This is a genomic window from Curvibacter sp. CHRR-16, assembly GCF_018474005.1.
Lineage (GTDB): Bacteria > Pseudomonadota > Gammaproteobacteria > Burkholderiales > Burkholderiaceae_C > Allorhodoferax.
Genome location: NZ_JAHCSH010000007.1, coordinates 81746 through 104540, shown reverse-complemented (window position 1 = coordinate 104540; position 22795 = coordinate 81746). Strand labels below are relative to the sequence as shown.

Below are 22795 nucleotides of genomic sequence, written 5' to 3'. Positions count from 1 at the left end.
CAAGCGTAAGGGCTTGCCAGCCATCGACCCGTTGGCAAGCAGTCATGCTGACATGGTGAATGACTGAGCGGGCCGGGTTGCAGCTAACTGAAGGGCTGCAACGGGGTCGATTGTCGCACGAAGCACTGTTGCGTGGCGTATACCACTGTGTAACGCTTGTGGCTACACTTGAAAAGTACTGATTCACATCCCTCAACGCTTTATGAAGAAATACCAGTTGCGTCGTTTGGGCGTTGCCAAAGACATGGCAGTAGAGAAGCTCAGTCTCTCTACTTGCTTGGACATGGTGCTGGAGCAAACGCCGGTACTTTTGGACGACTTGTACGCTGGGGTGCAGACGCAGCTAAACCATTTCACCTCGGGCAAACAGGCCAACGCTGAACCACTGGCTTACTTTGTGGCATCGTCCACTGTGGCGGTGGACGTGTTGCACCGATTTTTGGCGCAACGACCAGTGTTTCGGGCGTGCTTTCAGATGCACTTGCAAGAGCAAGTGCGCCATGGTGGGAGCAAAAAAACTACTCCAGCAGCGGCTGTGCGGTTCGACGATTTCATGCTGCTGGAAGATGATCAGATTGATGCCAACATTGAGCAGGCCCTGACAGAGCAAACGGTATGCCAGTGTGTGCAAGACCGCGTAGGGCAGGTGCACTCCTTGATGAGTAGCATGATGGGGTGGGCCACGGTGCAAGGGCAATTCAACCCTGTACGGCCAGAAAATTATGCTTATGCCCTGCGCCAAGCGTTGCATGACTCGATGTCAGCAGAAGATGCCCACAACAGCAGCTTGCAAGTCATGCTGGCCAATTTGCTGGGGGCGTCGCTGTCGCAGCTCTATGCTGAGTTGGTGGAGTGGCTCCGATCCATGGGTGTGGAGCCATTGCAAGCTGGTAATGCGTTTGGCAAGCCTGATACCACCCCCACCAAAGTGCAGCGTACTTTGCTCACCATGGACAAGCTGCGCCGCTTGTTGACGCAAGAAATCCACCTCTGGCCAGTGCAGCAAGACTTTACGCACACGGTGCCCAGTTCGGTTGAGGCGTTGGAAGACCTCAAGCTGGTGGATGCCATGATGCAGCGCTTGAGCCAGCGCGCGCAACAGGCTGGGCAGCACGATATACCCCAGTCTTTGGAAGAGGCGCAAGAGCGCAATCAGCGCATGCTAGGGCGGCAGTTGGGCAAGCAATTGGGGCAAGAGGTAGTACACCTCATGTTGGATCACTTGGCCCAAGATGGCCGTATTCCGCTGCATGTGCGTTTGAGCTTGGCCGATTTGGAGGGGGTGCTCAACACTTTGTCAGACCAAGACCCGCGTTTTTTCAGTGATCGCAAACACCCAGCGCGCTTGTTTTTGGAGCGTATCACCCACCGCAGCTTGGGTTTTCGCAATAGCAACGATTTGGGCTATGTGGCTTTTCAGTCGATGTTGGAGTCTACGGTTCAGTCGCTGTGCAATGGGCCTGCCGATGCAGCGGCCTTTGCCCACCATTTGCAGTTGTTGGAGGAGCGTTGGTCGGTGGAAGAAGCTTCGGTGCGCGCCCGTGCCGAAGCCCAAGCCAAAGAACTGGTGTTGCAGGAGCAGCGCAACTTGCTGGCGGCCAAGTGGTCTCAGTCGCATGCAGAGTTGATTGGTGCGCGACCCGTTCCTGAGTTTGTGCAGCAGTTCCTGCGTGGCCCTTGGGCCCAGGTGGTAGCGATGGCTGAGATGCGGGGCAGCGATGCGATCGCTGAGCTCGAAAGCTACCAAGAACTGGTGCGCAAACTGATTTGGAGTACACAGCTAGCCAAGGTGCAAAAGCATCCGGGTCGGCTGATGCGCATGGTGCCGCGCATGCTCATGACCTTGCGTCAAGGTTTGCAGACCATTGCGTATCCCGATGAGCAAAGCAAAGAGTTTCTGGATGCCATGATTGCGGTGCACGAACAGGCTTTTGATGCAGCGCGTACCACTTTTGAACCTTTACCAACACTGACGGCGGTGGTGCAGCCTGTGTCTAGTTCTGCTGTTAGGTCGATTGAGTCAAGCAGTCCAGTGGTCGATTTGCCAGAAGAGTTATTGGCCCCTGTCAATGCGGAGGATATGTGGAGAGCTTCAGCTTCTGCGCCGTTGGATGGCGAGTCGGATTCCGATTCCGACCATTCCATGTACGTGCCGCCTGTAGGTGTGCACGTACTGTCCAAGCCTGATCCTGCGCTGCAAGCGGCTTGGTCTGCCGACCAACTCATGCCCGGTGCATGGGTCGATTTGGCATGGAATGGGCAGTGGCTGCGTGCCCAGCTCAACTGGGCCAGCCCGCACCGGACGCTGTTCATGTTTGTGTCTTCTGGCGGTTTGTCGCACACCATGTCGCGTCGCACCATGTCGCGCTTGCGCGGACTGGGTTTGCTGCGTTTGGTGTCCGATGGGCATGTGATGGACAACGCTCTCGATGCGGTGGCCCAAGTGGCGTTGCAAAACGATATTCAGGCCCATCGCGGGCGGCGCTAAGGCGCTAACCCGGATAATGCGAGGTTTACCTACATTCAACAGACTAAAACACCATGGCTCAGTACGTTTATTCCATGAACCGTGTCAGCAAGACGGTGCCGCCCAAGCGCCAGATCTTGAAGGACATTTCGCTTAGTTTTTTCCCCGGAGCCAAGATTGGCGTGCTGGGTCTGAACGGCTCCGGTAAGTCCACTTTGCTCAAGATCATGGCCGGTGTGGACAAGGAGATCGAGGGTGAAGCGATCCCCATGCCCGGCATCAAGATCGGTTACCTGCCGCAGGAGCCGCAACTCAATGCCGAGCACACGGTGCGCGAGAGCGTCGAAGAGGCCATGGGCGAAGTATTTGCTGCCAAGGCCAAACTGGAAGAGGTGTACGCCGCCTATGCCGAGCCCGATGCCGACTTTGACGCCTTGGCTGCCGAGCAAGCGCGCTTGGAAGCCATCATCGCTACCGCTGGCACCGATTCTGAGCACCAGCTGGAAATCGCTGCTGACGCGCTGCGCTTGCCTCCATGGGACGCCAAAGTGGGCGTGCTTTCCGGTGGTGAAAAGCGCCGTATCGCCCTGTGCCGTTTGCTCTTATCCAAGCCCGACATGCTGCTGCTGGACGAACCGACCAACCACTTGGACGCCGAATCGGTGGACTGGCTGGAGCAGTTCCTGCAACGTTTCCCTGGCACTGTGGTGGCTATTACCCACGATCGCTACTTCTTGGACAATGCGGCTGAGTGGATTTTGGAACTCGACCGTGGTCATGGCATTCCCTACAAGGGCAATTACTCCGACTGGTTGACGCAAAAGCAAAGCCGCTTGGAAGCCGAACAAAAGGGCGAAGAAGCCCGCGCCAAGGCCTTGAAGAAGGAACTGGACTGGGTGCGCCAAAACGCCAAGGGCCGCCAAGCCAAGAGCAAGGCACGTATTGCCCGCTTCGAGGAATTGAGCGATTACGAATACCAAAAGCGCAACGAAACACAGGAAATCTTCATTCCTGTGGCCGACCGCTTGGGTACCCAGGTGTTCGAGTTCCACAACGTCACCAAGTCCTTTGGCGACCGCGTGCTGATCGACAACCTGAGCTTCACCATTCCTGCGGGTGCCATCGTTGGCATCATCGGCCCCAACGGTGCCGGTAAGTCCACGCTGTTCAAGCTGATCGCGGGCCGCGAGCAGCCCGATGCGGGCAAGGTGGTGGTGGGCTCTACCGTCAAGATGGCCTATGTAGACCAGTCCCGCGATGCTTTGTCCGACGACAAGACTGTGTGGGAAGACGTCTCTGGCGGGCTGGACATGCTCAACATCGGCAAGTTCCAAATGGCTTCGCGCGCCTACTGCGGCCGTTTCAACTTCAACGGTGGCGACCAGCAGAAAAAAGTGGGCATGCTCTCCGGTGGTGAGCGTGGGCGCTTGCACTTGGCCAAGACCTTGATCCAAGGGGGCAACGTGTTGCTGCTGGACGAACCCTCCAACGACTTGGATGTGGAAACCCTGCGTGCCTTGGAAGATGCCTTGCTCGAGTACGCGGGTACCGTGATGGTCATCAGCCACGACCGCTGGTTCTTGGACCGTATTGCGACTCACATTCTGGCTGCTGAAGGCGACAGCCAATGGACTTTCTTCGATGGTAACTACCAAGAGTACGAAGCTGACAAGAAAAAACGCTTGGGTGAAGAAGGCGCTGCGCCCAAGCGTGTACGCTACAAGGCATTGAAGTAATCGTCTGTTTTTCTCCCGTAGGAGGGTGTTCCATGGTGGCTCCGAAACCTGAATATCCGCAGCTCTACCAGTCTTTGTTAGAGCAAGCGGTACAGTCTGCCGGGCCACTCATGGGGCGTATGGTTATCGTAGCCAAGCGGGAGTTTCAAAACCGACTCGATACGGGGCGTGATATTCGCGAACGCAACATCGTGAATGACGCCTTGCTGCAGTTGCAGCGCAATGAAGAGCAATTGACCGTGCAGTTTCCACAGCAGCTCAGACAAGCTTTTGTGCAAAACAAGCCCAGTGCGGTTGCAGCTCCCAAGCTTTCTTTGTCGGACATGTCGTTCGAGCAGCTCGAACTCATGGATGAAGAGCAGGTGCAAGAAAGCGTGGTCAACGCCCGCGTTCAGCAAAACGCCTTGGCGGTGCTGGAAGTCTTGCTCTCTGAGCTCAACACCTTGGTACCCCCCTTGCAAGGTCTGACGGCTGTTCGCCAAGACGCCAATCCTTTTCGCCCTGAGATTTATTTGCAGGCTTTGAAGGGGGCTATCAACGGCACCGAAATGCCGTTGCCGACCCGGCTGGAGTGGCTCAACTCGATGGGGCTGACTTTGGCGCAAGAGTTGCGGGTTTTGTATACCGAATGGATTCAACTGCTCAAGGACAAGGGTGTAGAGCCTGCAGGTTTTGAGGTGGTGTCATCTGCTGGCGTTTACGAACGAGCAGTGGGGCGTCAAGTGGTTCCTCAGCCCATGGGGGGGCTGACCCAACAGGTGGTGGCCTCCCGTATGGCTGCTTCTGCGCCACAGGCTGCGGGCCGCAGTGCTGGCAGTGCCCCTCGCACTAGCAGTGGTTCCCGTGTGGCAGCCGATCCATTGCTGACGCTTGAGCGTTTGCGTAGCTTGTTGGCGGGCGATATGGAGGATGTGCCACGCCCTACGAGTCGGGTACAGGCTTTTGCGCAAAATTTTGCCCGCCAATTTGAGGCTTCGGGCAGCAACGATTACCCCGTCATCACCGAGTTCCAAAGCACGGTGCCTGCAGCTTTGGAGGCGTTGCAAGAAATGCAGCAGACCGAAGCCATGCTCGAGCGCTTAGAGCAACGCAGCAAGCAGGTGGTGGATGAATTTCCATTTGAAGAAGAAGAACGCATTTTGGCCTTCGAGAAGGAGGGGATTCGTGCCACTGCCAGCAATGTGGCCCAGCGTTTGAGCTTGGAAGTGGTGCAGATGATGGTGGAAACCATGGCCCAAGACGGACGTCTGTTGCCGCGCGTGCAGCGCGTGGTGCGCCAACTGGAGCCCCCTCTCATGCGGCTGGCCATGGCCGAGCCACGTTTATTCACGGATCGCAACCACCCGGCCCGTCAGCTGCTCAACGAGGTGTCTCAACGCAGTTTGGCCTTTGGTTCTGAAAAGGCGGAGGGCTATACGGAGTTTTTGTCAGGTATTGAGGCAGCAGTTTCCTTGCTCAATACCGATGCTTCCTACAACGCCCAGTCGTTTGAGCGTGTGCTGACGGGGTTGTTGGCCCGTTGGCAGGCCCGTGAACAAGCCCAAGCGCAGGCCAAAGAGCGCGCAGTCAGGGCATTGCAGCAAGCGGAGCAACGCCATGTACTGGCCCAAAAGATTGCTGAAGATGTGCAGCGCCTGCCCGATATCCACAAAGTACCCAGTGTGGTGACGCGATTTTTGCTAGGGCCATGGGCCCAAGTGGTGGCCCAAGCCCGCTTGGTGCATGGTCAGCGCTCGGAGCCTGCCAACAAATACCAAGCACTCATTTCAGCCTTGTTGTGGAGTTCGCACCCAGAATTGCCGTTGCGCAATGTGAGCAAGTTGACCCGTTTGGTGCCGGTGCTCTTGGGCACCCTGCGCGATGGTTTGGAGAGCATTGACTACCCTGCTGACAAAACGGGCGAGTTTTTAGAAGCACTGATGGGTTTACACCAGAAAGTGTTCTCCAGCTTGAAGGGGATTAAGGCTGTTACCACCGCGAGCAAGCCGATTGAGAAAGTGGATATTGCCTCGCTGGATCAAGCGGAACCATGGTTGGCGCCTGCAGAGGCCAAGCAGTCCAATTTCGTGGAGATCAGCGAAGTCGAGTCAGTAGAGATTGCCGATGACGATGGTGATGAGATCGCCGATATGGATGCTGCCCGGGCTATTGAAGGCGGAATCGCCATGATGCCCTTGGGTACTTGGATTGAGTTGTTTGTGGGGGGGCAATGGATACGAACCCAGCTTACATGGGCTAGCCCCCACGGCACGCTCTTCTTGTTCACTTCGGCCCAAGGAAAGACCCAGTCCATGACACGCCGCACCCACGACAAGTTGGTCAGCAATGGTCAACTGATGGTCGTAGCGGACCATTCTTTGGTGGATGGGGCTTTGGACGCTGTGGCCCAGCAGGCCATGCGCAATAGCCTATAGACTAAGCCTTGAGCAGACGTTGGCGCACCAGCTCCATGTGGTGGCGCAGGTTGTAGAGTTCGTCGGTGTAAGACAGCGGTAGGATGATTTTCTCTACCCGCCGCTCCAGTGCATCGAGTTCTGCGAGCAGTGCTTGGCGTTGCTCGGCAGAGGCGCTGCTCAGTTGTTCTTCGATGTGGCGCAGTTGTGCATACCAGCGAAATACCCGGGAACGCACCCGGAATGCGTACAACGGTGGGGCGATCTTGCCCAAGGGGATCAGTACCGCCACGATGATGCCCAGTGCCAACCACATGCGCTCAATCAAGTTGGCCACCCCAAAGGGCAGGTAGCGCTGTAACCATGGCGTGCCATTTTTGTAGGTGCGTTCGGCCTCGGAGGCCAGTGGGTATTCACTGGTGTTACCGTTGGGAAATTCGTGCGCGCGGTTGAACCATCCCGATTGACCGTGTATGCCTACGGCCGCTTGGGCTAGCAGTTGGCGCAGAGCAGGGTGAACGTCTTCGCGCACCAACAGGCTGGTGGTCGTTGCCAGCAGGCGTACGTCTTGGCGTGGCATGCGTTTGGCGATGTCTACCACCCCGTTGGGCAAGGTCGCAGGGGTGATGAAGCCCAAGCGCCGTGCATAGGCTTCTTGCTGGGGGAAGTCCATCAGACCAATGCCAGGAGTTTGCAGCAGCATTTGCACAATGGGTGCCTCGGGGGCAGATACAAAGACCACAGCATCCAGTCTTTGGTTGAGCAGCTCTACGGTGGCGGGGGTTTGATCCAAATGGCTGATGTGCAGGTGTGCTGGATCCATGCGGTTGAGATCCAGCAATTGACCCAGTAGGTAGGGAGCCCCACTGCCTTGGGGCGGAATGTTGATGTGCAGTTTGCGCAACTGTGCGACTTGTTGCAAACGCACAGTTTGTCCTTGGGCATCTCGTACCGCGCTTTGGCGGTAAAAGACCCAGATGGGCTCGTTGAACAAATTACCCAAACTTAGCAGTGCGCTATCGTCCTCGCTACGCTGGTTGCTACCCCCTTGTATGAAAGCGGCATCCACATCACCTGCTTGCAGTTTGGCCCAGTTGTCGGCAGCACCCTCACTGCTCACCAATTCCACTTCAATGCCGTTGGCGCGCAGGGCTTGTGTGTAGCGCTGACCAAATTCGGCATACGCGCTTTGCGCGGGGCCTGTGGCCAGTCGCAGTGTTTTCGGGGGTACTGGGTCTAGCCACCAGTAGGCCAGCCACAGTAAAGCAATAGCGGCAACAACCAAAGGAATGGAGGAGGCAATCCATTCACGCAGGGAGAGCAGGATTCGGCGGAGAGAATGCGGCATAACGTGCTTGCTGTGGGGGTAATGGGAGCCAATTGCCGGGCAAGAGGTACAGGCATCTACAATGACAAATATGCCTCTGCAACACACCGTTATTGCGCTTTTAGCTACATTTTTTATAGCAGTTAGCGCACAGGCAGCGAGAGTTTGCCACGATTATTCCTCCAAGATACCTGGCCTGACAGAAGCCCAGTGCGTGGCCGCTGGACTGCAAGACATGAAAGCGCGCACCGTGCAGGGACGCAGTATTTGGGGTACCGATGTGGCGGTGGATAAGCCCGATTTGCGGGTATTGGTCATTGGTGGCATCCATGGGGATGAAATGACAGCGGGGGGCTTGGTGTACGACTGGTTGGAGCAAGCCCGTACGCCGCCTGCTGAAGCCCCCATGCGCATTTATTGGCGCTTTATTCCTGTCATCAACCCTGACGGTTTGTTTGCAAAGCCTTCGCGTCGCACCAATGCCCATGGTGTGGATTTGAATCGCAACTTTCCCACCCCTAATTGGGAGCGTGATGCCAAGCTTTACTGGGAAAAGCGTACCAAGAAAGATCCACGTCGCTGGCCCGGCAACCAAGCGGCATCCGAGCCAGAAACCCAGTTTGTGCTGTCGCAAATGGACAGTTTCAAGCCCGATTTGATTGTCAGCGTCCACGCCCCCTATGCGGTGCTGGATTTTGATGGCCCCTTTGTTCCCCCCAGCCGTTTGGGCCGTTTGTATTTGGATCAAATTGGCATCTTTCCCGGTTCGTTGGGCAACTACGGCGGTATTCACCGCCGTATCCCCGTGGTCACGATTGAGTTGTCCAGCGCCAGTCGCATGCCCCAGGCTGCCGAGGTGCGGCAGATGTGGCTCGATTTGCAGCGTTGGATCAACGAGAAAATGGCCAAATAGTTTTTCAATAGGAGTGAAACATGAGCAATACGCTATCCCAAATCCCCCTCAAACGCATCGATGGCAGCGCCACCACCTTGCAAGCCTACGCTGGCAAAGTACTGCTGGTGGTCAACGTGGCCTCCAAGTGCGGTCTGACCCCCCAGTACGAAGGTTTGCAAAAGCTCTACGCTGCCAAGCAAGCCCAAGGACTGGAGATTTTGGGCTTTCCGGCCAATAACTTTTTGGGCCAAGAGCCAGGCACTGAGGCAGAAATTTCGGAGTTCTGCCAACTCAATTACCAAGTGCAGTTCCCCCTGTTTTCCAAGATTTCGGTGGTCGGTGCAGACCAGCATCCGCTGTATGCAGAGCTGACCACGCTGGTGCCCCAGTCCACGGGCGAAGGTCCATTCCGCGAGCGTCTGGCTGGTAAAAACCTCATCGTCGGTGGCCCCACAGATGTGCTGTGGAACTTTGAGAAGTTCCTGATCGGTCGTTCGGGCCAAGTGGTGGCCCGCTTCTCGCCCGATGTGGCTGGTGACGATCCGCGCTTGGTGCAGGCTATCGAAGCAGAATTGGCCAAGGCCTGATGCGGGTGTTGACCCCATAAAAAAACCCGCCGAGGCGGGTTTTTTTGTGCGTGGGCCCAACCAAGGTGAACCGAGGCCCGACTGGCGTCAGTGGCCCAGAATCTTGGACAAAAAGTCTTTGCTGCGCTCGTTCTGCGGGTTGTTGAAGAACTCGTGCGGCGTGTTTTGTTCCACGATCTGGCCTTGATCCATGAAGATCACGCGGTCGGCCACGGCCTTGGCAAATCCCATTTCGTGTGTCACACACACCATGGTGATGCCTTGGTTGGCCAACTCGATCATCACGTCCAGCACTTCCTTGATCATTTCGGGATCGAGCGCCGAAGTGGGCTCGTCAAACAGCATGATCTTGGGCTTGAGGCACAGTGCACGGGCAATGGCCACGCGCTGTTGCTGGCCACCGGAGAGTTGCAGTGGGTACTTGTTGGCTTGGCTGGCAATGCGTACACGCTCAAGCTGTTGCATGGCTTTTTCTTCAGCCTCTTTCTTGGGTACCTTGCCCACCCACATGGGCGAGAGGGTTAGGTTTTCCAGCACGGTCAGGTGGGGGAACAGGTTGAACTGTTGGAACACCATGCCAACTTCTTTGCGCACCTGGTCAATGGCCTTGATGTCGTCGGTCAGCTCGGTGCCGTCGACGATGATTTGGCCTTGTTGGTGTTCTTCCAAGCGGTTGATGCAGCGGATCAGGGTGGACTTGCCAGAGCCAGAGGGGCCGCAGACCACCACGCGCTCGCCCTTGGTGATGGTCAGGTCGATGTCGCGCAGCACGTGGTAATCGTTGCCATACCACTTGTTGACTTTGTTGAAGGTAATGATGGGTTCAGACATGGGATGAATCCTTAACGCAGTTTGCTCTTGTTGACCTGTTTTTCAATCCACAGGCTGTAGCGGGACATGGCAAAGCAGAAGCCGAAATAAATCAGGGCGATGAAGATGTAGCCTTCAATCTTGAAGGGACGCCAGTCGGCATCGGCGTTGAGCGCAATACTCATAGAGCCCGTGAGTTCATACAAGCTCACGATGGTGACCAGAGAGGTGTCCTTGAAGGTCGAGATGAAGTTGTTCATGATGCCGGGCACCACCATGGACAAGGCTTGCGGCAGCACGATCTTGCGCTGGGTTTGCCAGTAGGACAGACCCAAGGTGGCGGCCGCTTCGATCTGGCCTTTGGGGATGGCTTGCAAACCACCGCGAATAACCTCAGCCATGTAGGCGGCGGCAAACAGGGTGATACCAGCAACCACGCGGACCAGCACATCAATGTTGAAGCCTTGCGGCATGAACAAGGGGAACATGAACGAGGCCATGAACAAGACCGAAATCAGGGGCACGCCACGAATCAGCTCCACGTAAATGGTGCAAAAGGTCTTGATGGCAGGCAGATTGGAGCGGCGACCCAAAGCGATCAGCAAGGCCAAGGGGAAAGCCAAGGCCATGGACAGCGAGGAGAGCATCAGCGTCAATGGCAAGCCGCCCCAGCGGTCGGTTTCCACCAAGCTCATGCCCAAGACGTTGCCGTGCATCAGCGTGAAGAAAACTGCCCAGACCAGGATCCAAGCCACGCCCAAGGCGGGCTTCCAGAAGCGGCGCATGCAACTGGCCACCAGCAAGGTGAACAGCAGCAGTGTCGCAACCAGGGGGCGCCAGACTTCTTCAAGCGGGAAGCGACCAAAGATGATGATGCGGTACTTTTCCGCGATGACGCCCCAGCATGCGCCATCGCGGTTGGCTTGGCAGCTGTCAAAGTTGGGAACCCATGTGGCACCAACAATGCCCCAGCGCAGCAAATGGGGCAATACCAATGCCAAAGTCAATGCAACCAATATGGTTCCAATGGCTGCAGATGGGCTGGCAAACAGGTTCTTGCGCACCCAAGCTACAGGCCCGGTGCTGCGGTTCGGTGCGGGGCGCGGTGCAATAGGAGTAAAAGTGGATGTGTTCATACGCTTAGCGCTCCTTGATAGCAGCGCGGCTGTTGTACCAGTTCATCAGCGTTGAGGTGCTCAATGAGGTGGTCAGGTAAATCAGCATGATGATGGCAATGCATTCCACAGCGCGACCAGACTGGTTGATGGAGGTGTTGGCGATCGCCACCACATCGGGATAACCAATGGCCACGGCCAGTGAAGAGTTCTTGGTCAGGTTCAGGTACTGATTGGTCAGTGGGGGAATGATCACCCGCAGCGCTTGGGGCAGCATGACCAGACGCATGGTCTGACCACGGCTCAGGCCCAAAGCGGCAGCCGCTTCCGCTTGGCCTTGGGAGACCGATTGGATGCCGCCCCGCACTACTTCCGATACGAAGGAAGCGGTGTAAATCGTCAGACCCAGCAGCAGCGCCATGTACTCAGGTGTCAGGGCAGAGCCGTTCTCAATGGCAAATTCACCTTTGATCGGAACATTCCAAGCAGTGGGCGCACCACCAACGAGCCAGCCGGCCAAAGCGGCCACCAGCACAATGGCCAAGGGCACCAGCACCATGCTAGGCAACTTACCGGTTTGTTCAAAGCGGCGCATAGCACGCTTGCGGTAAATCCAAGCCAGAACGACACCCAGCACCAAGCCCAGCACTGCTAAGCCTTGGCCCAGAGACCACACTGGAACGGGGTAGTTAATCCCCCCTTTGCTGATAAAAACAGGACCTAGCTGCAGTGGTTCGGTGGAGTCGGGCAAAATTTCCGTGAACAATAAGTACCACATCAACAGCTGCAGCAGCACGGGAATGTTGCGGAAGAACTCCACATAGGCGGAGCACAGGCCGCGGATCAGCGGGTTGCGCGAGAAACGGCCCACACCAATGAGCGTGCCCAAAATGGTGGTGAGGATGATGCCCACCACCGCCACACGCAGGGTGTTAAAGAGCCCCACCACAAAGGCGCGCCAGTAAGGTTCAGCGGAATCATACGGAAACAGGGTTTCGCCAATATCGAACCCTGCCGAGCTGGCTAGAAAGTCAAAGCCACTCTGGATGCCGCGCACCTGCATATTGACCAAGGTGTTATGGGCCAAAGCCCACACCACAGCCACGATGGCTAGGATCGCAATAATTTGGTAGACCAAGCCACGGAAGGCTTGGCTGCGCCAAGACCACTTGCGTTTGGGAGATGAGGAGGGGGACGTCATGCCAAAACCCCTTGCTTAGTAAATAAAAAACACAGGCTATTCATACCGAAAAAGGGCAGCCGATGGTTCAGCTGCCCTTGAAAGCTGGGCCTTGTGAGCCCAGAAAGTTGTCAATGCTTAGCGGATTGGTGCGGCGTACTGGATGCCACCCTTGTTCCACAGATTGTTCAAGCCGCGTGGCAGCTTCAGAGGCGATTTGGGGCCGACGTTGCGCTCGAACATTTCACCGTAGTTACCGGTTGTCTTGATAGCGCGGTACATCCATTCCTTGTCCAAACCCAGCAGCTTACCGCTGTCTTCGGTTGTACCCAGAATACGGCCAACGGAGGGGTCTTTGGATTCAGCCTTGAGCTTGTCCACGTTTTCGGAAGTGATACCGTATTCTTCGGCTTCCAACAGACCGTACACAGTCCACTTGACGATGGCTGTCCAGTCGTCATCACCACGGCGCACCATGGGGCCCAGAGGCTCTTTGGAGATCAGCTCAGGCAAGATGATGTGGTCATCGGGATTCTTGGCAACCTTGTTGCGGGTAGAAGCCAAGCCAGATGCGTCGGTGGTGTAAGCCACGCAGCGGCCAGAGAAGTAAGCACCTTCAGCGGCTTCCAACTTTTCAAACACAACAGGCTTGATACCCAGACCGTTGGCCTTGGAGAAGTCAGTCAGGTTCTTTTCGGTGGTGGTGCCTGATTGCACGCACACGGTTTGGCCTTTGAGCTGCTTGGCGCTCTTGATCTTGCTCTTGACGGGAACCAAGAAACCTTGGCCGTCGTAGTAAGTCACAGCCGTAGTGGACAGGCCCAAAGAGGCGTCGCGTGTCAGTGTGAAAGTGGTGTTACGCGACAGGATGTCGATTTCGCCGGATTGCAAAGCCGTGAAGCGAGCTTGTGCTTGCAGGGGAACGTACTTGACCTTCTCGCCATCACCCAATACGGCGGCAGCTACGGCGCGGCACACGTCCACGTCCAAACCAGCCCATTTGCCGTTGGAATCGGCAGCGCTAAAGCCAGCCAGACCAGTGTTGACACCGCAAACCACTTGGCCACGTGCTTTGATTGCGTCCACAGTTTTGCCTGCGAAAGCGGGTGTTGCTACGACAGCGCCTAAAGCTGCGGCTGCAGCTACCAAGTTTTTCAGTTTCATCATGCTCAGTTCTCCATGTAAAAAACAGCTACCAAGGCTTGTGCCCTTAGCAGACGTATCGGGGGCGTACTCTAATGCCCGGTCGGGCCCCTAGTTATGCGGGTTTCCTAGGGTGTTTGATGCAAATAATGCATAAACAAATACCCGGCAACGTTTTTGCACGCAAAAGTAATGCCAGTTTTTTTGCATTATTTTGGTGCAAATTCGGTTGCGTGAGGTATTACCGAATGGGTGCTGCATAGTGCAAGCCACCTTGGTTCCACAACTTGTTCAGACCGCGGGGCAGTTGCAGTCGCGAGTTGGGGCCTACGTTATGGTCAAAAATTTCGCCATAGTTGCCTGTAGCTTTGATTGCACGGTACAGCCATTCTTTGTCCAGTCCCAGCAATTTGCCAGTGTCTTCTGTGCTGCCCAAGATGCGACCTATGGTGGGGTCTTTGGACTCGTTCTTGAGTTTGTCTGCATTGCTTGCAGTGATGCCATATTCCTCGGCTTCCAGCAGGCCGTAAATGGTCCATTTGACAATCGCAGCCCAGTCCTCATCACCTCGGCGCACGAAGGGGCCTAAAGGCTCTTTGGAGATCAGTTCGGGCAAGATTTGGTGGTCGGCTGGGTTTTTGGCGAACTTGTCGCGGATGGAGGCCAAGCCCGATGCATCGGTACTGAATGCCACGCAGCGGCCAGCAAAGTAGGCATCAACTGCCGCGTCGAATTTTTCGAAAACGACCGGCTTGGTGTTGAGATTGTTTGCCCTCGAATAGTCGGACAAGTTTTTCTCGTTGGTGGTGCCCGATTGCACGCACACGGTCTGGCCTTTGAGTTGCTTGGCGCTCTTGATCTTGCTTGTCCCCGACACCAAGAAGCCTTGGCCGTCGTAGTAAACAATGGCAGTGGCAGTCAGTCCCAGCGAAGCATCGCGGCTCAGTGTCACGGTGGTGTTGCGCGACAGGATGTCAATCTCGCCCGATTGCAGTGCCGTAAAGCGTGCCTGCGAACTCAGGGGAACGTATTTCACCTTGTCTGCATCGCCCAGCGTGGCTGCCGCCACTGCGCGACAGATGTCTACATCCAGTCCGCCCCATTTGCCTGCCGAGTCTGGCGCGCTGAAGCCAGGTACCCCGTTGGTGACGCCGCAGCTAATGTGGCCTTTGCTTTTGATGGATTCCAGTGTTTTGCCCGCCAGTGCTGGTTGGGCGCTCAGGGTGCCCAAGGCTGCGATAGCGATAGCCATAGTGGTTTTGTAATGCAACATGCGGTCGAACTCCGTTCTCAATGGGAATGCTGTAACGGGTTCGAACTGTAGAAGCACCGAAAGGGTGCGATGCAGAGTTTTTTCAGCTATGCAAATGCTTTATCCGCATGAGGATTCGCTACCGCAGGTGTGTGCATCGACATCCGGTGCGTGGCCTGCTTGCAGACGTTGCAGGTGCAGTGCTAAGCCAGCGTCCATCATGTCGATGTGCTGGGGTAACCAGTTGCTCAACTCGTGGGCCATGTGGCGCACGATCTCTAAGTCACCACCATGACCACGGGCCTCCACTTCGCGCAGCATGTCCAATACCAAGGCATGTTGCCCCATATGGCAGTGCTGGGCGGGGAAATCGGTTTCTTGCATCCAGCGGTCTTCGTCGCCAAAGTGTTCGATCGTTGAATGCAGGATATGGGCCCACAAGGGCATCAAATCGTCGTCGGCCGTGTGTGGCACCCGTTCTAGCAGCGAGACCAAGTGCAGGTGATGGGCATCCATATCGGGCCATTGCACCAAGGAGGCTTCATCCCACGGGGCGATGGGAAAGCGATCGGTGGATGGCATGGATGTGGGGGGGATGGCTGTAGCGGAACTCATGCGCCAAGAATAGCTGTTTTTGCTATTGCTTGATTTGATCCAGTCGGCCTGCTCAGTACGTGCGGAATAATGTGATTAACCATGAAAACTTTTGCTCCCCCCCTTCTGCCCAGCATTGATCTTTTGGTTCCTACCATGCAGCAGCAAGGCTATGCTGTGTTGTCGGCCACTCAAGTCAGTGCGCTCAGCGGCGTAGAACCTGCGACCTTGCAAGCATGGCTACCCTACTGGGACGACTTGCCGCCCGATGACTACCTGCGCGATGGAGGACGTTATCGGCGTCGACGCCATGGCAGCTTTGTGGTGGCGCAGCAGCAGGTGCAGCCTGTTCCCCACCGTCCGCACTGGCAGCCTGTGGAGTACAACGCTTTGCATGGCGGCATTTCGCGCCATTTCGCACCGCTGCAAGCCGATTTGGTACAGCACCCTGAGTGGAGTCGCTTGCTGGTGTCGCTCACGCAGGCTGCCGATCAGCTCTATGGTGCACGCACTTGGTACGTCGAGGCGCACCAATTTCGCATCGACACCACCGATGGCATAGGCCGACCCACCCCCGAAGGTGCGCACCGCGATGGCGTAGACATGGTGGCGGTGTTTTTGTTGCAGCGCCACGGTATCAAGGGAGGGGAAACCCGGGTGTTTGACAGCCTGCAACCGGCAGGCCTGCGGTTCACGCTCAGCGAACCTTGGTCTTTGTTGCTGCTTGATGACGCCAAGGTGGTGCACGAGTCCACACCTATACAACCCGCTGAGCTGGGTGGTTTCCGCGACACACTGGTGATTACTTTGCGACGCGATCATTTTCTCGAGGCGTGATACTTGCTATAACCATGGGCCATGGAATCATTGGCTCACAATTTGGCAACCATGAGTGGGTTGCGCGACAGGGATGCACTCGATTTGGCCCTGCTGCGCATCATTGCTGAGAGTTTGCCTGAGCAAATTGATGCCATCGCGCTGTACCGGGTGTTGGGTGAAGGCCAAGATCGCCGCTGCCTGCAAGTGGTGAGCCAACAAAGCGGCCAAACCAGTCCGCAGCGCATGCAAAGCCGTCCTGAATGGACGGCTTTGCCACTTTTGCAGGTACACCCGCTGTGGCATTTGGCCTTGCTCAGTGGCGAGGTGCAAACGAGTGAGGAACTACCCCACACCACCGTATTTCCCATGCTGGGCGTAACCCCGGTGCTGCTGGAAATCAGTACCCAAAGTGCGCTCAGCCCCATAGACCGTCATTTGCTCGAAGGCGTATTCCGTCTCTATTGCAATGTGCTCAGCTTGCTCGACTATGGCGAGAAAGACGCACTGACCGAATTGCTGAACCGCAAAACCTTCGATGCGGCTTTCTTCAAGGCCGCACAAGAACAAGACCAAGCCCATGACAAGCACTTAGGGCAAGAGCGCCGCACCCGCAGCACGTCGGACGGTGCGTGGCTGGCAGTGCTGGACATTGACCACTTCAAGCGCGTCAACGACAACTACGGTCACCTCATTGGCGATGAAGTGCTGCTGCTGGTAGCGCGCATCATGCGCTCGTGTTTTCGTTACTACGACCAGCTCTACCGCTTTGGTGGCGAAGAGTTTGTCATCTTGTTGCGCTGTGATGCATCGGATGACGCCAAGGCTGGGCTGGAGCGCCTGCGTACCACTATTGAGGGCTATCGCTTTCCGCAGGTTGGGAATATCACGGTCAGCATAGGCATGTCCGATCTCACCTCCAATGACATCCCCAGTCAAGCCTTTGGACGTGCAGACAAGGCGGTGTACTACGCCAAAACCCATGGGCGCAACCAAGTCTGCAGCTACCGCGACTTGGTGGCCCAAGGGGAGATCGTCGAACAAGTCAACGAAGGCATGGACGTGGACTTGTTCTGACGGGAGCCAATAGCCCTTCAGGCTGGCATTTACAGGCGCTCAAAAATCGCTGCAATGCCTTGCCCACCGCCGATGCACATGGTCACCAGTGCATAGCGGCCTTGGATGCGCTGCAGCTCGTGCAAAGCCTTCACGGTGATGAGAGCACCCGTAGCGCCGATGGGGTGGCCCAGCGAAATACCCGAGCCATTGGGGTTGACCTTGGCCGGGTCTAGCCCCAAGTCTTTGCTCACCGCGCAGGCCTGGGCGGCAAAGGCTTCGTTGGCTTCGATTACGTCCAGGTCGTTCACGCTCAGGCCGGCCTTTTGCAGCGCCAGTTGCGAGGCCGGAACCGGCCCAATGCCCATGTACTGCGGATCTACCCCGGCGTGGGCGTATGCCACCAGCCGCGCCATGGGCTGCAGACCCCGTGCCTTGGCGGTGCCCGCTTCCATGAGCACCAGCGCTGCGGCGGCGTCATTGATGCCCGAGGCATTGCCCGCCGTCACGGTGCCGTTCTCCTTGATGAAGACCGGCTTGAGCTTGGACATGTCCTCCAAGGTGCAGTCGGCGCGGAAGTGTTCGTCCGTGGCATAGGCCACCTCGCCCTTTTTGCTCTTGAGCATGACGGGAACGATCTGCTCCTTGAAATAACCCGCCTCGGTCGCCTTTTGGGCGCGGCGGTGGCTTTCCACGGCCAGCGCGTCTTGCTCGGCCCGGCTAATGCCCCACTTGGCGGCAATGTTCTCGGCTGTCACGCCCATGTGGATGGTGTGGAACGGGTCGTGCAACGCACCCATCATCATGTCCACCATCTTGGTGTCACCCATGCGGGCACCCCAGCGCATGTTCAGGCTGGCAAACGGCGCGCGGCTCATGTTCTCGGCCCCAGCGCCAATCGCAATGTCGGCATCGCCCAGCAAAATGGACTGCGAGGCCGACACAATGGCTTGCAAGCCCGACCCGCACAGGCGATTTACGTTGAAGGCGGGGGTGCCCTCGGCACAGCCGCCGTGGATGGCAGCCACCCGGCTCAGGTACATGTCTTTGGGTTCGGTGTTGACCACATGGCCAAACACCACATGGCCGACATCCTTGCCGTCGACCTGCGCCCGCGCCAGTGACTCGCGCACTACCAGCGCGCCCAGTTCGGTGGGGGGCACGTCTTTGAGGCTACCTCCAAAAGTGCCAATGGCGGTACGCACGGCACTGACGACGACGACTTCACGGCTCATGTACTTGTCTCCTCTTGCAATCGGTTGGTGAGCAAAAGCCCATTGTGCGCTGCAAAAGAGTCGTAGAGGCGCCCGGTTTTAGTGGCAGCACTCCAGGCTGCCTACTTAACCCCGCACATCGGCAACAGGTTGGTCACCAAAATCGGTGCGTGCCAAATAGGCCAGCACTTGGCGGGCGGCTTCGTCGGGGGTGGTCAGTTGGCCTTGGGTGTGCAGTTGGGCAAAGCGCGGTTGGTCGGGGAAGGTGCTGGTGGCGCTGCTGCGCAGTTGCACCTGCATGTCGGTGTCCACCACGCCGGGGGCGAGGGAGCACACCTTGGCACCATGCGGCTGCAGGGCTTCTTCCAACGCCAAGCAGCGGGTGTAGTGGTCCAGCCCGGCTTTGAGGGCGCAGTAAGTGGCTTGCGATGCCATGGGCCTGCGCCCCAAGCCGGAGGAAATATTGAGCACCTTGCGCACCACAGGCGCGGTGCTGAGCGGGCTTGCGCCGTCATGGGGCCCATCATTTGACCAAGAACGTGTGGCGTGCAGCAGGCTGGCAGTCAGCAGCATGGGGGCTTCCAAGCCCACGCGCAGGGCTTGCTGCACGTCGGCATGGGCCACCAGGGACAGGGGCAGTGCAGGCGGCAGCCATGCCGCGTTGTTGATGAGGGTGACGCTGGCCACCGTTTTGCCAGCAGCGTGCAGTTGTGCGCGCTGGCGCAGCAGCCAGTCGTGCAGGCGCTCGGCGGCCATGGTGGGTTCGGCCAAGTCCACCGCCCATTGTTCCAGCACGCAGCCTTGGGCTTGCGCCATGGGGGACAGTTCGCCAGCAGGGCGGCGAGCCAAGCACAGCAGGTGCTGGCCGGGCAACAAGAGCTGGCGCGCCATGGCCAAGCCCAAGCCACGCGATGCACCACTGAGCACCGTGATGTGAACGTCCGTGTTGGTGTCACTCACTGTGCATGCCCTCGATCATGAAGCGCGTGCGCTGCACGCCTTGCCATTCGTCCACATCGAGCCGGTAGGCCAGTAGGGCGCGGCTGGGCAGGCTGGCGGTGTGGTTGAACCAAATGCCATCGACCACCTCGCCGTGGTGGCGCAGTTTGAGCTGCAGGTGCTTCTCGCCCACGATGCGTTGGTTCACCACCTCCAACTCCTCGCTGAAGGTGGGGGGCGCAAAGCCCTGGCCCCAGACTTGGCGTTGCAGGGTGCTGGCCATGTCGGGCGTGCGCCATTGGGCGGGCAGGGGGCCGTCGGTTTCTAGGCGGCGCTGCAGCGTTGCGGCGTCCAGCCACTCGGCGGCCACTTCTTGCAGGCCTTGGTCGAATTCGTGCAGGTAGTCCTCGTGCACGGTGCAACCCGCAGCCATGGCGTGGCCGCCAAAGCGCAAGATGGCTTGGGGGTAGCGCTTGGCCACCAAGTCCAGCGCATCGCGCAAATGAAAGCCTGGAATGGAGCGGCCCGAGCCCTTGAGCTCGTGCTCCTTGCCCGGTGCGCTGCTGGGTGCCAGCACAAAGGTGGGGCGGTGCAGCTTGTCTTTGATACGCGCCGCCACGATGCCCACCACGCCTTCATGAAAGTCGGGGTCGAACACGCAAATGGCCGGGGGCGGCTCCTCGTCTTCGTCGAACAGCATCTCGGCCATTTCCAGCGCTTGCTCGCGCATCTGGCCTTCCACCTCGCGGCGTTCGCGGTTGATGCCGTCGAGCGTCTGCGCCAATTCGGTGGCGCGGGCGGCATCGTCCGTCAGCAGGCATTCGATGCCCAGCGTCATGTCGGCCAATCGGCCTGCTGCGTTGATGCGCGGCCCCAGTGCGAAGCCAAAGTCCATGGCGCTGGCGCGCTCGGGGATGCGTCCGGCTGCTACAAAAAGGCTAGCTAGACCAGCAGGCATAGCAAGGCTTTGCACGCGTTTGAGGCCTTGGGATACCAGGCGGCGGTTGTTGGCGTCGAGCTTGACCACATCGGCCACCGTGCCCAGTGCCACCAGTGGCAACAGGGTGTCCAGCTTGGGTTGCTGGCCAGTGGGCCAGGCACCGCGCTGGCGCAGCTCGGCGCGCAGCGCCAGCAGCACGTAAAAGATGACGCCCACGCCCGCCAGGTTTTTGCTGGCGAAGTCGCAACCGGGCTGGTTGGGGTTGACGATCACGTCCGCTGCAGGCAGCAGGGCGTGGCCGTCTTCGTCGGTAGCGACCAAGTGGTGGTCGGTCACCAGCACCTGCAGGCCCAACTCTTTGGCGCGCTGCACGCCAGCAATGCTGGCAATGCCGTTGTCCACGGTGATGAGCACGTCCGCCCCTTGGGCATGTACCCGCTCGGCAATGGTGGGGGTCAGACCGTAGCCGTCCACCACGCGGTCGGGTACGAGGTAGCTGACCTGCTGTGCGCCCAACAGGCGCAGGCCACGCACGCCCACGGCGCAGGCGGTGGCACCGTCGCAGTCGTAGTCGGCCACGATGCACAAGCGCAGATTGGCCGCCATGGCGTCGGCCAGTAGGCGGGCGGCGGCGGCAGCGCCTTTCATGGTGTCTGGGGGCAGCAGTTTGGTCAGTGCGTCGTCCAGCTCGTCGGGGTGGCGCACGCCGCGGGCGGCGTACAGGCGCGCCAGCAGGGGGTGTATGCCTTGTTGTTCCAGTGTTTGGGCGGTCTGGGCAGGGGCGGAGCGTGGGATCAGGTGCATTAATTCAGGTGCATGGGGTGTTCAGAGCAGGCTTTGCAGCAAGGCCACAGCCTGCGGTTGGGGGGTGTGCCAGGGCAGGGAACGCAGCAGGCGCTGGGCCAGTGGCTGGTGGGGGCCGGATTCGCCCGCCGTGCGGTGCAGGTGCAGGGCTTTGTGCGGGCCGCACAGGTACAAGTCTACGGCTTGGCCTGCGCGGCAACGCTCCACCAGCGGGGCAATCAGTTCTGCATCGAGTCCCAGCCAGGCATCGTGCCAAGCACGGGGGTCGTGCTGCTGGCTGGCGTTTTGGAGCGCGGTGTGCAATGCAACGGGGGGGCTTGTTGGGGACACGTCGATCGGCGCGCCGCTACTGGCAGGCCACTCGCCTGTGCCACTGATCCAGAAGGAGTTCACCACCCGGTGTTGCTGCATGGCGCGGGTGTCGTTCACCGGGTGGCTGTAGAGCAGCATCTGCATCTCGTTTTGCAGGCGGCGCAGGCTGCGGGTTTGGGGCTGGCGTGGCAGGTAGTCGTCAATGGTGTTGCCCACGGCCACCGCCAGCGAGGCGGTGGGCAGTTGGTGCAACGCAGCGCCGCAGGCCAGCCATTGCAAGGGGGCGCTGGCATCGCTGCGGGGCAGGGCGTGCAGGCTCAGGCCGTCTTCCACAAAGTAGGGCAGCATCGCTTGGCGCAGGGCTTCGCCCTCGTCGTCGCTCAGTTGCAGCAGTTCGGGGGCGGCCATGGTCAGGTGGCTGGTCTGTATGTCCCAGTGGCAGGGGGTGATGAAGGCCCAGCCTTGCCCCGCCGGGGTGGGTAAACCCCGCTGCTGTGCCACATGGGCGGCAAAGGGCAGCAAGCCATCGGCGGTGAAGGCGCTATTCCAGCCCCACGCCTGCGCCAGCAGGTGCTCGGCCGGGCTGTTGTGGCACAGCGCGGGTAAGCGGGGGCAGGGGGTGTGGTGCAGCAGCGGCAGCAGGTGTTCCAAGTGGGGCAGGCGCAGCAGTGGCAGCGCCTCTTGGCACGCGTCACTGCTGGGCGCTGCGTGGGCAATGATGAGTGGGCTTGGCTGGGCGGACATGGGGCGTATTGTCGGCCATGGCGGGTGCCGTGCACCGCTGTTTTTCAGCGCTGGTAGCGCGCCAGCCGTTGCGCCAGTGTGCCCGTATGCAGCTCAAACAGGTTGTTGTCGAAGTCGTAAAAGTACAGCGACTGGCCTTCGCCCTCTACCCGTGGGCGGGGTGGTTTGATTTCGGCACCTGCAGCGCGCAAACGGCGTTCGTACTCTGGCAACTCGTCTTCGGGCACGCTAAACGCCACATGGCGATAGCTGCGCTCGGTGGGTTCACCTTGCATAAAGGCCAGCCACACGCCACCCAGCAGAAAAAACTTCTCGTGCGAGAGCGAGAACTGGTGCGCAGCGCTGTCGTAAACCTCCTGGGCCCCCAAACCGTCTGTCAGTAACTGGGCCGTGCGCACTAAATCGCGCACGACAAAGGTCAGGTGGCTGAGTGCGTGGATGGGCATGGGGCTGCTTTCTGCGTGGAGCTTT

Annotated in this window: 19 protein-coding genes; 7 read left to right on the top strand and 12 right to left on the bottom strand. The window is 58.4% G+C overall.

Going from position 1 to position 22795, the window contains the following annotated elements; genetic code table 11:
- Positions 1–202: 202 nt before the first annotated feature.
- From KIK84_RS15345 to KIK84_RS15335, 3 genes are read left to right on the top strand one after another with little or no spacing between them, the layout of a single operon-like run.
- Positions 203–2488: a DUF1631 family protein gene (locus tag KIK84_RS15345; protein ID WP_214123987.1), complete on the top strand. Its 2286-nt coding sequence runs from the start codon at positions 203–205 to the stop codon at positions 2486–2488.
- 53 nt (positions 2489–2541) lie between these two features.
- Complete coding sequence (gene ettA / locus KIK84_RS15340) at positions 2542–4203, top strand: energy-dependent translational throttle protein EttA (protein ID WP_214123986.1); 1662 nt, start codon at positions 2542–2544, stop codon at positions 4201–4203.
- A 32-nt stretch (positions 4204–4235) separates the two neighbouring features.
- Positions 4236–6617, top strand: coding sequence for a DUF1631 family protein (locus tag KIK84_RS15335; RefSeq protein ID WP_214123984.1), 2382 nt, complete (start codon positions 4236–4238; stop codon positions 6615–6617).
- A 1-nt stretch (position 6618) separates the two neighbouring features.
- Here the strand turns inward: KIK84_RS15335 and KIK84_RS15330 are convergent, their stop codons facing one another.
- Positions 6619–7944, bottom strand: a complete 1326-nt coding sequence (locus tag KIK84_RS15330; RefSeq protein ID WP_214123983.1) for a TAXI family TRAP transporter solute-binding subunit — start codon at positions 7942–7944, stop codon at positions 6619–6621.
- Positions 7945–8137: 193 nt separating this feature from the next.
- Between KIK84_RS15330 and KIK84_RS15325 the strand changes: the two genes are divergently transcribed.
- Both KIK84_RS15325 and KIK84_RS15320 read left to right on the top strand, forming a co-directional pair.
- The gene (locus KIK84_RS15325; protein WP_349815945.1) at positions 8138–8836 is read left to right on the top strand and encodes a M14 family zinc carboxypeptidase; all 699 of its coding nucleotides are present in this window, start codon (positions 8138–8140) and stop codon (positions 8834–8836) included.
- 20 nt (positions 8837–8856) lie between these two features.
- Entirely contained in the window at positions 8857–9405 is a 549-nt protein-coding gene (locus tag KIK84_RS15320; RefSeq protein WP_214123981.1) for a glutathione peroxidase, read from the top strand.
- An 87-nt stretch (positions 9406–9492) separates the two neighbouring features.
- Here the strand turns inward: KIK84_RS15320 and KIK84_RS15315 are convergent, their stop codons facing one another.
- The 6 genes from KIK84_RS15315 to KIK84_RS15290 all read right to left on the bottom strand — a co-directional run bounded on the left by KIK84_RS15315 (position 9493) and on the right by KIK84_RS15290 (position 15520).
- Entirely contained in the window at positions 9493–10236 is a 744-nt protein-coding gene (locus KIK84_RS15315; protein ID WP_214123980.1) for an amino acid ABC transporter ATP-binding protein, read from the bottom strand.
- Between the two features lie 11 nt (positions 10237–10247).
- The gene (locus KIK84_RS15310) at positions 10248–11351 is read right to left on the bottom strand and encodes an amino acid ABC transporter permease (protein WP_214123979.1); all 1104 of its coding nucleotides are present in this window, start codon (positions 11349–11351) and stop codon (positions 10248–10250) included.
- 4 nt (positions 11352–11355) lie between these two features.
- Complete coding sequence (locus tag KIK84_RS15305; RefSeq protein ID WP_214123977.1) at positions 11356–12531, bottom strand: amino acid ABC transporter permease; 1176 nt, start codon at positions 12529–12531, stop codon at positions 11356–11358.
- Between the two features lie 117 nt (positions 12532–12648).
- Positions 12649–13677, bottom strand: a complete 1029-nt coding sequence (locus KIK84_RS15300) for an amino acid ABC transporter substrate-binding protein (RefSeq protein WP_214123976.1) — start codon at positions 13675–13677, stop codon at positions 12649–12651.
- Positions 13678–13894: 217 nt separating this feature from the next.
- Positions 13895–14905 (bottom strand): amino acid ABC transporter substrate-binding protein, encoded by a 1011-nt coding sequence (locus KIK84_RS15295; RefSeq protein ID WP_502757566.1) that lies wholly within the window; start codon positions 14903–14905, stop codon positions 13895–13897.
- Positions 14906–15025: 120 nt separating this feature from the next.
- Positions 15026–15520 (bottom strand): bacteriohemerythrin, encoded by a 495-nt coding sequence (locus KIK84_RS15290; protein WP_214123974.1) that lies wholly within the window; start codon positions 15518–15520, stop codon positions 15026–15028.
- Between the two features lie 81 nt (positions 15521–15601).
- Here KIK84_RS15290 and KIK84_RS15285 point away from each other — a divergent pair, with 81 nt between their 5' ends.
- Complete coding sequence (locus tag KIK84_RS15285) at positions 15602–16336, top strand: 2OG-Fe dioxygenase family protein (RefSeq protein ID WP_214123973.1); 735 nt, start codon at positions 15602–15604, stop codon at positions 16334–16336.
- A gap of 51 nt (positions 16337–16387) precedes the next feature.
- Positions 16388–17392 carry a GGDEF domain-containing protein gene (locus KIK84_RS15280; RefSeq protein ID WP_250208026.1) on the top strand — a complete coding sequence of 335 codons (1005 nt, stop codon included), beginning with the start codon at positions 16388–16390 and terminating at the stop codon, positions 17390–17392.
- 29 nt (positions 17393–17421) lie between these two features.
- Here the strand turns inward: KIK84_RS15280 and bktB are convergent, their stop codons facing one another.
- The 5 genes from bktB to fosX form a co-directional block, all read right to left on the bottom strand.
- The gene (bktB, locus tag KIK84_RS15275) at positions 17422–18606 is read right to left on the bottom strand and encodes a beta-ketothiolase BktB (RefSeq protein WP_214123971.1); all 1185 of its coding nucleotides are present in this window, start codon (positions 18604–18606) and stop codon (positions 17422–17424) included.
- A 105-nt stretch (positions 18607–18711) separates the two neighbouring features.
- Positions 18712–19545 carry an SDR family NAD(P)-dependent oxidoreductase gene (locus KIK84_RS15270; RefSeq protein ID WP_214123970.1) on the bottom strand — a complete coding sequence of 278 codons (834 nt, stop codon included), beginning with the start codon at positions 19543–19545 and terminating at the stop codon, positions 18712–18714.
- Entirely contained in the window at positions 19538–21268 is a 1731-nt protein-coding gene (gene recJ, locus KIK84_RS15265; RefSeq protein WP_214123969.1) for a single-stranded-DNA-specific exonuclease RecJ, read from the bottom strand. Before recJ ends, KIK84_RS15270 begins: the two co-directional genes overlap by 8 nt.
- A 21-nt stretch (positions 21269–21289) precedes the next feature.
- Positions 21290–22324 (bottom strand): hypothetical protein, encoded by a 1035-nt coding sequence (locus KIK84_RS15260; protein WP_214123968.1) that lies wholly within the window; start codon positions 22322–22324, stop codon positions 21290–21292.
- 44 nt (positions 22325–22368) lie between these two features.
- Positions 22369–22770, bottom strand: a complete 402-nt coding sequence (fosX, locus tag KIK84_RS15255; protein WP_250208025.1) for a FosX/FosE/FosI family fosfomycin resistance hydrolase — start codon at positions 22768–22770, stop codon at positions 22369–22371.
- Between the last annotated feature and the right edge of the window lie 25 nt (positions 22771–22795).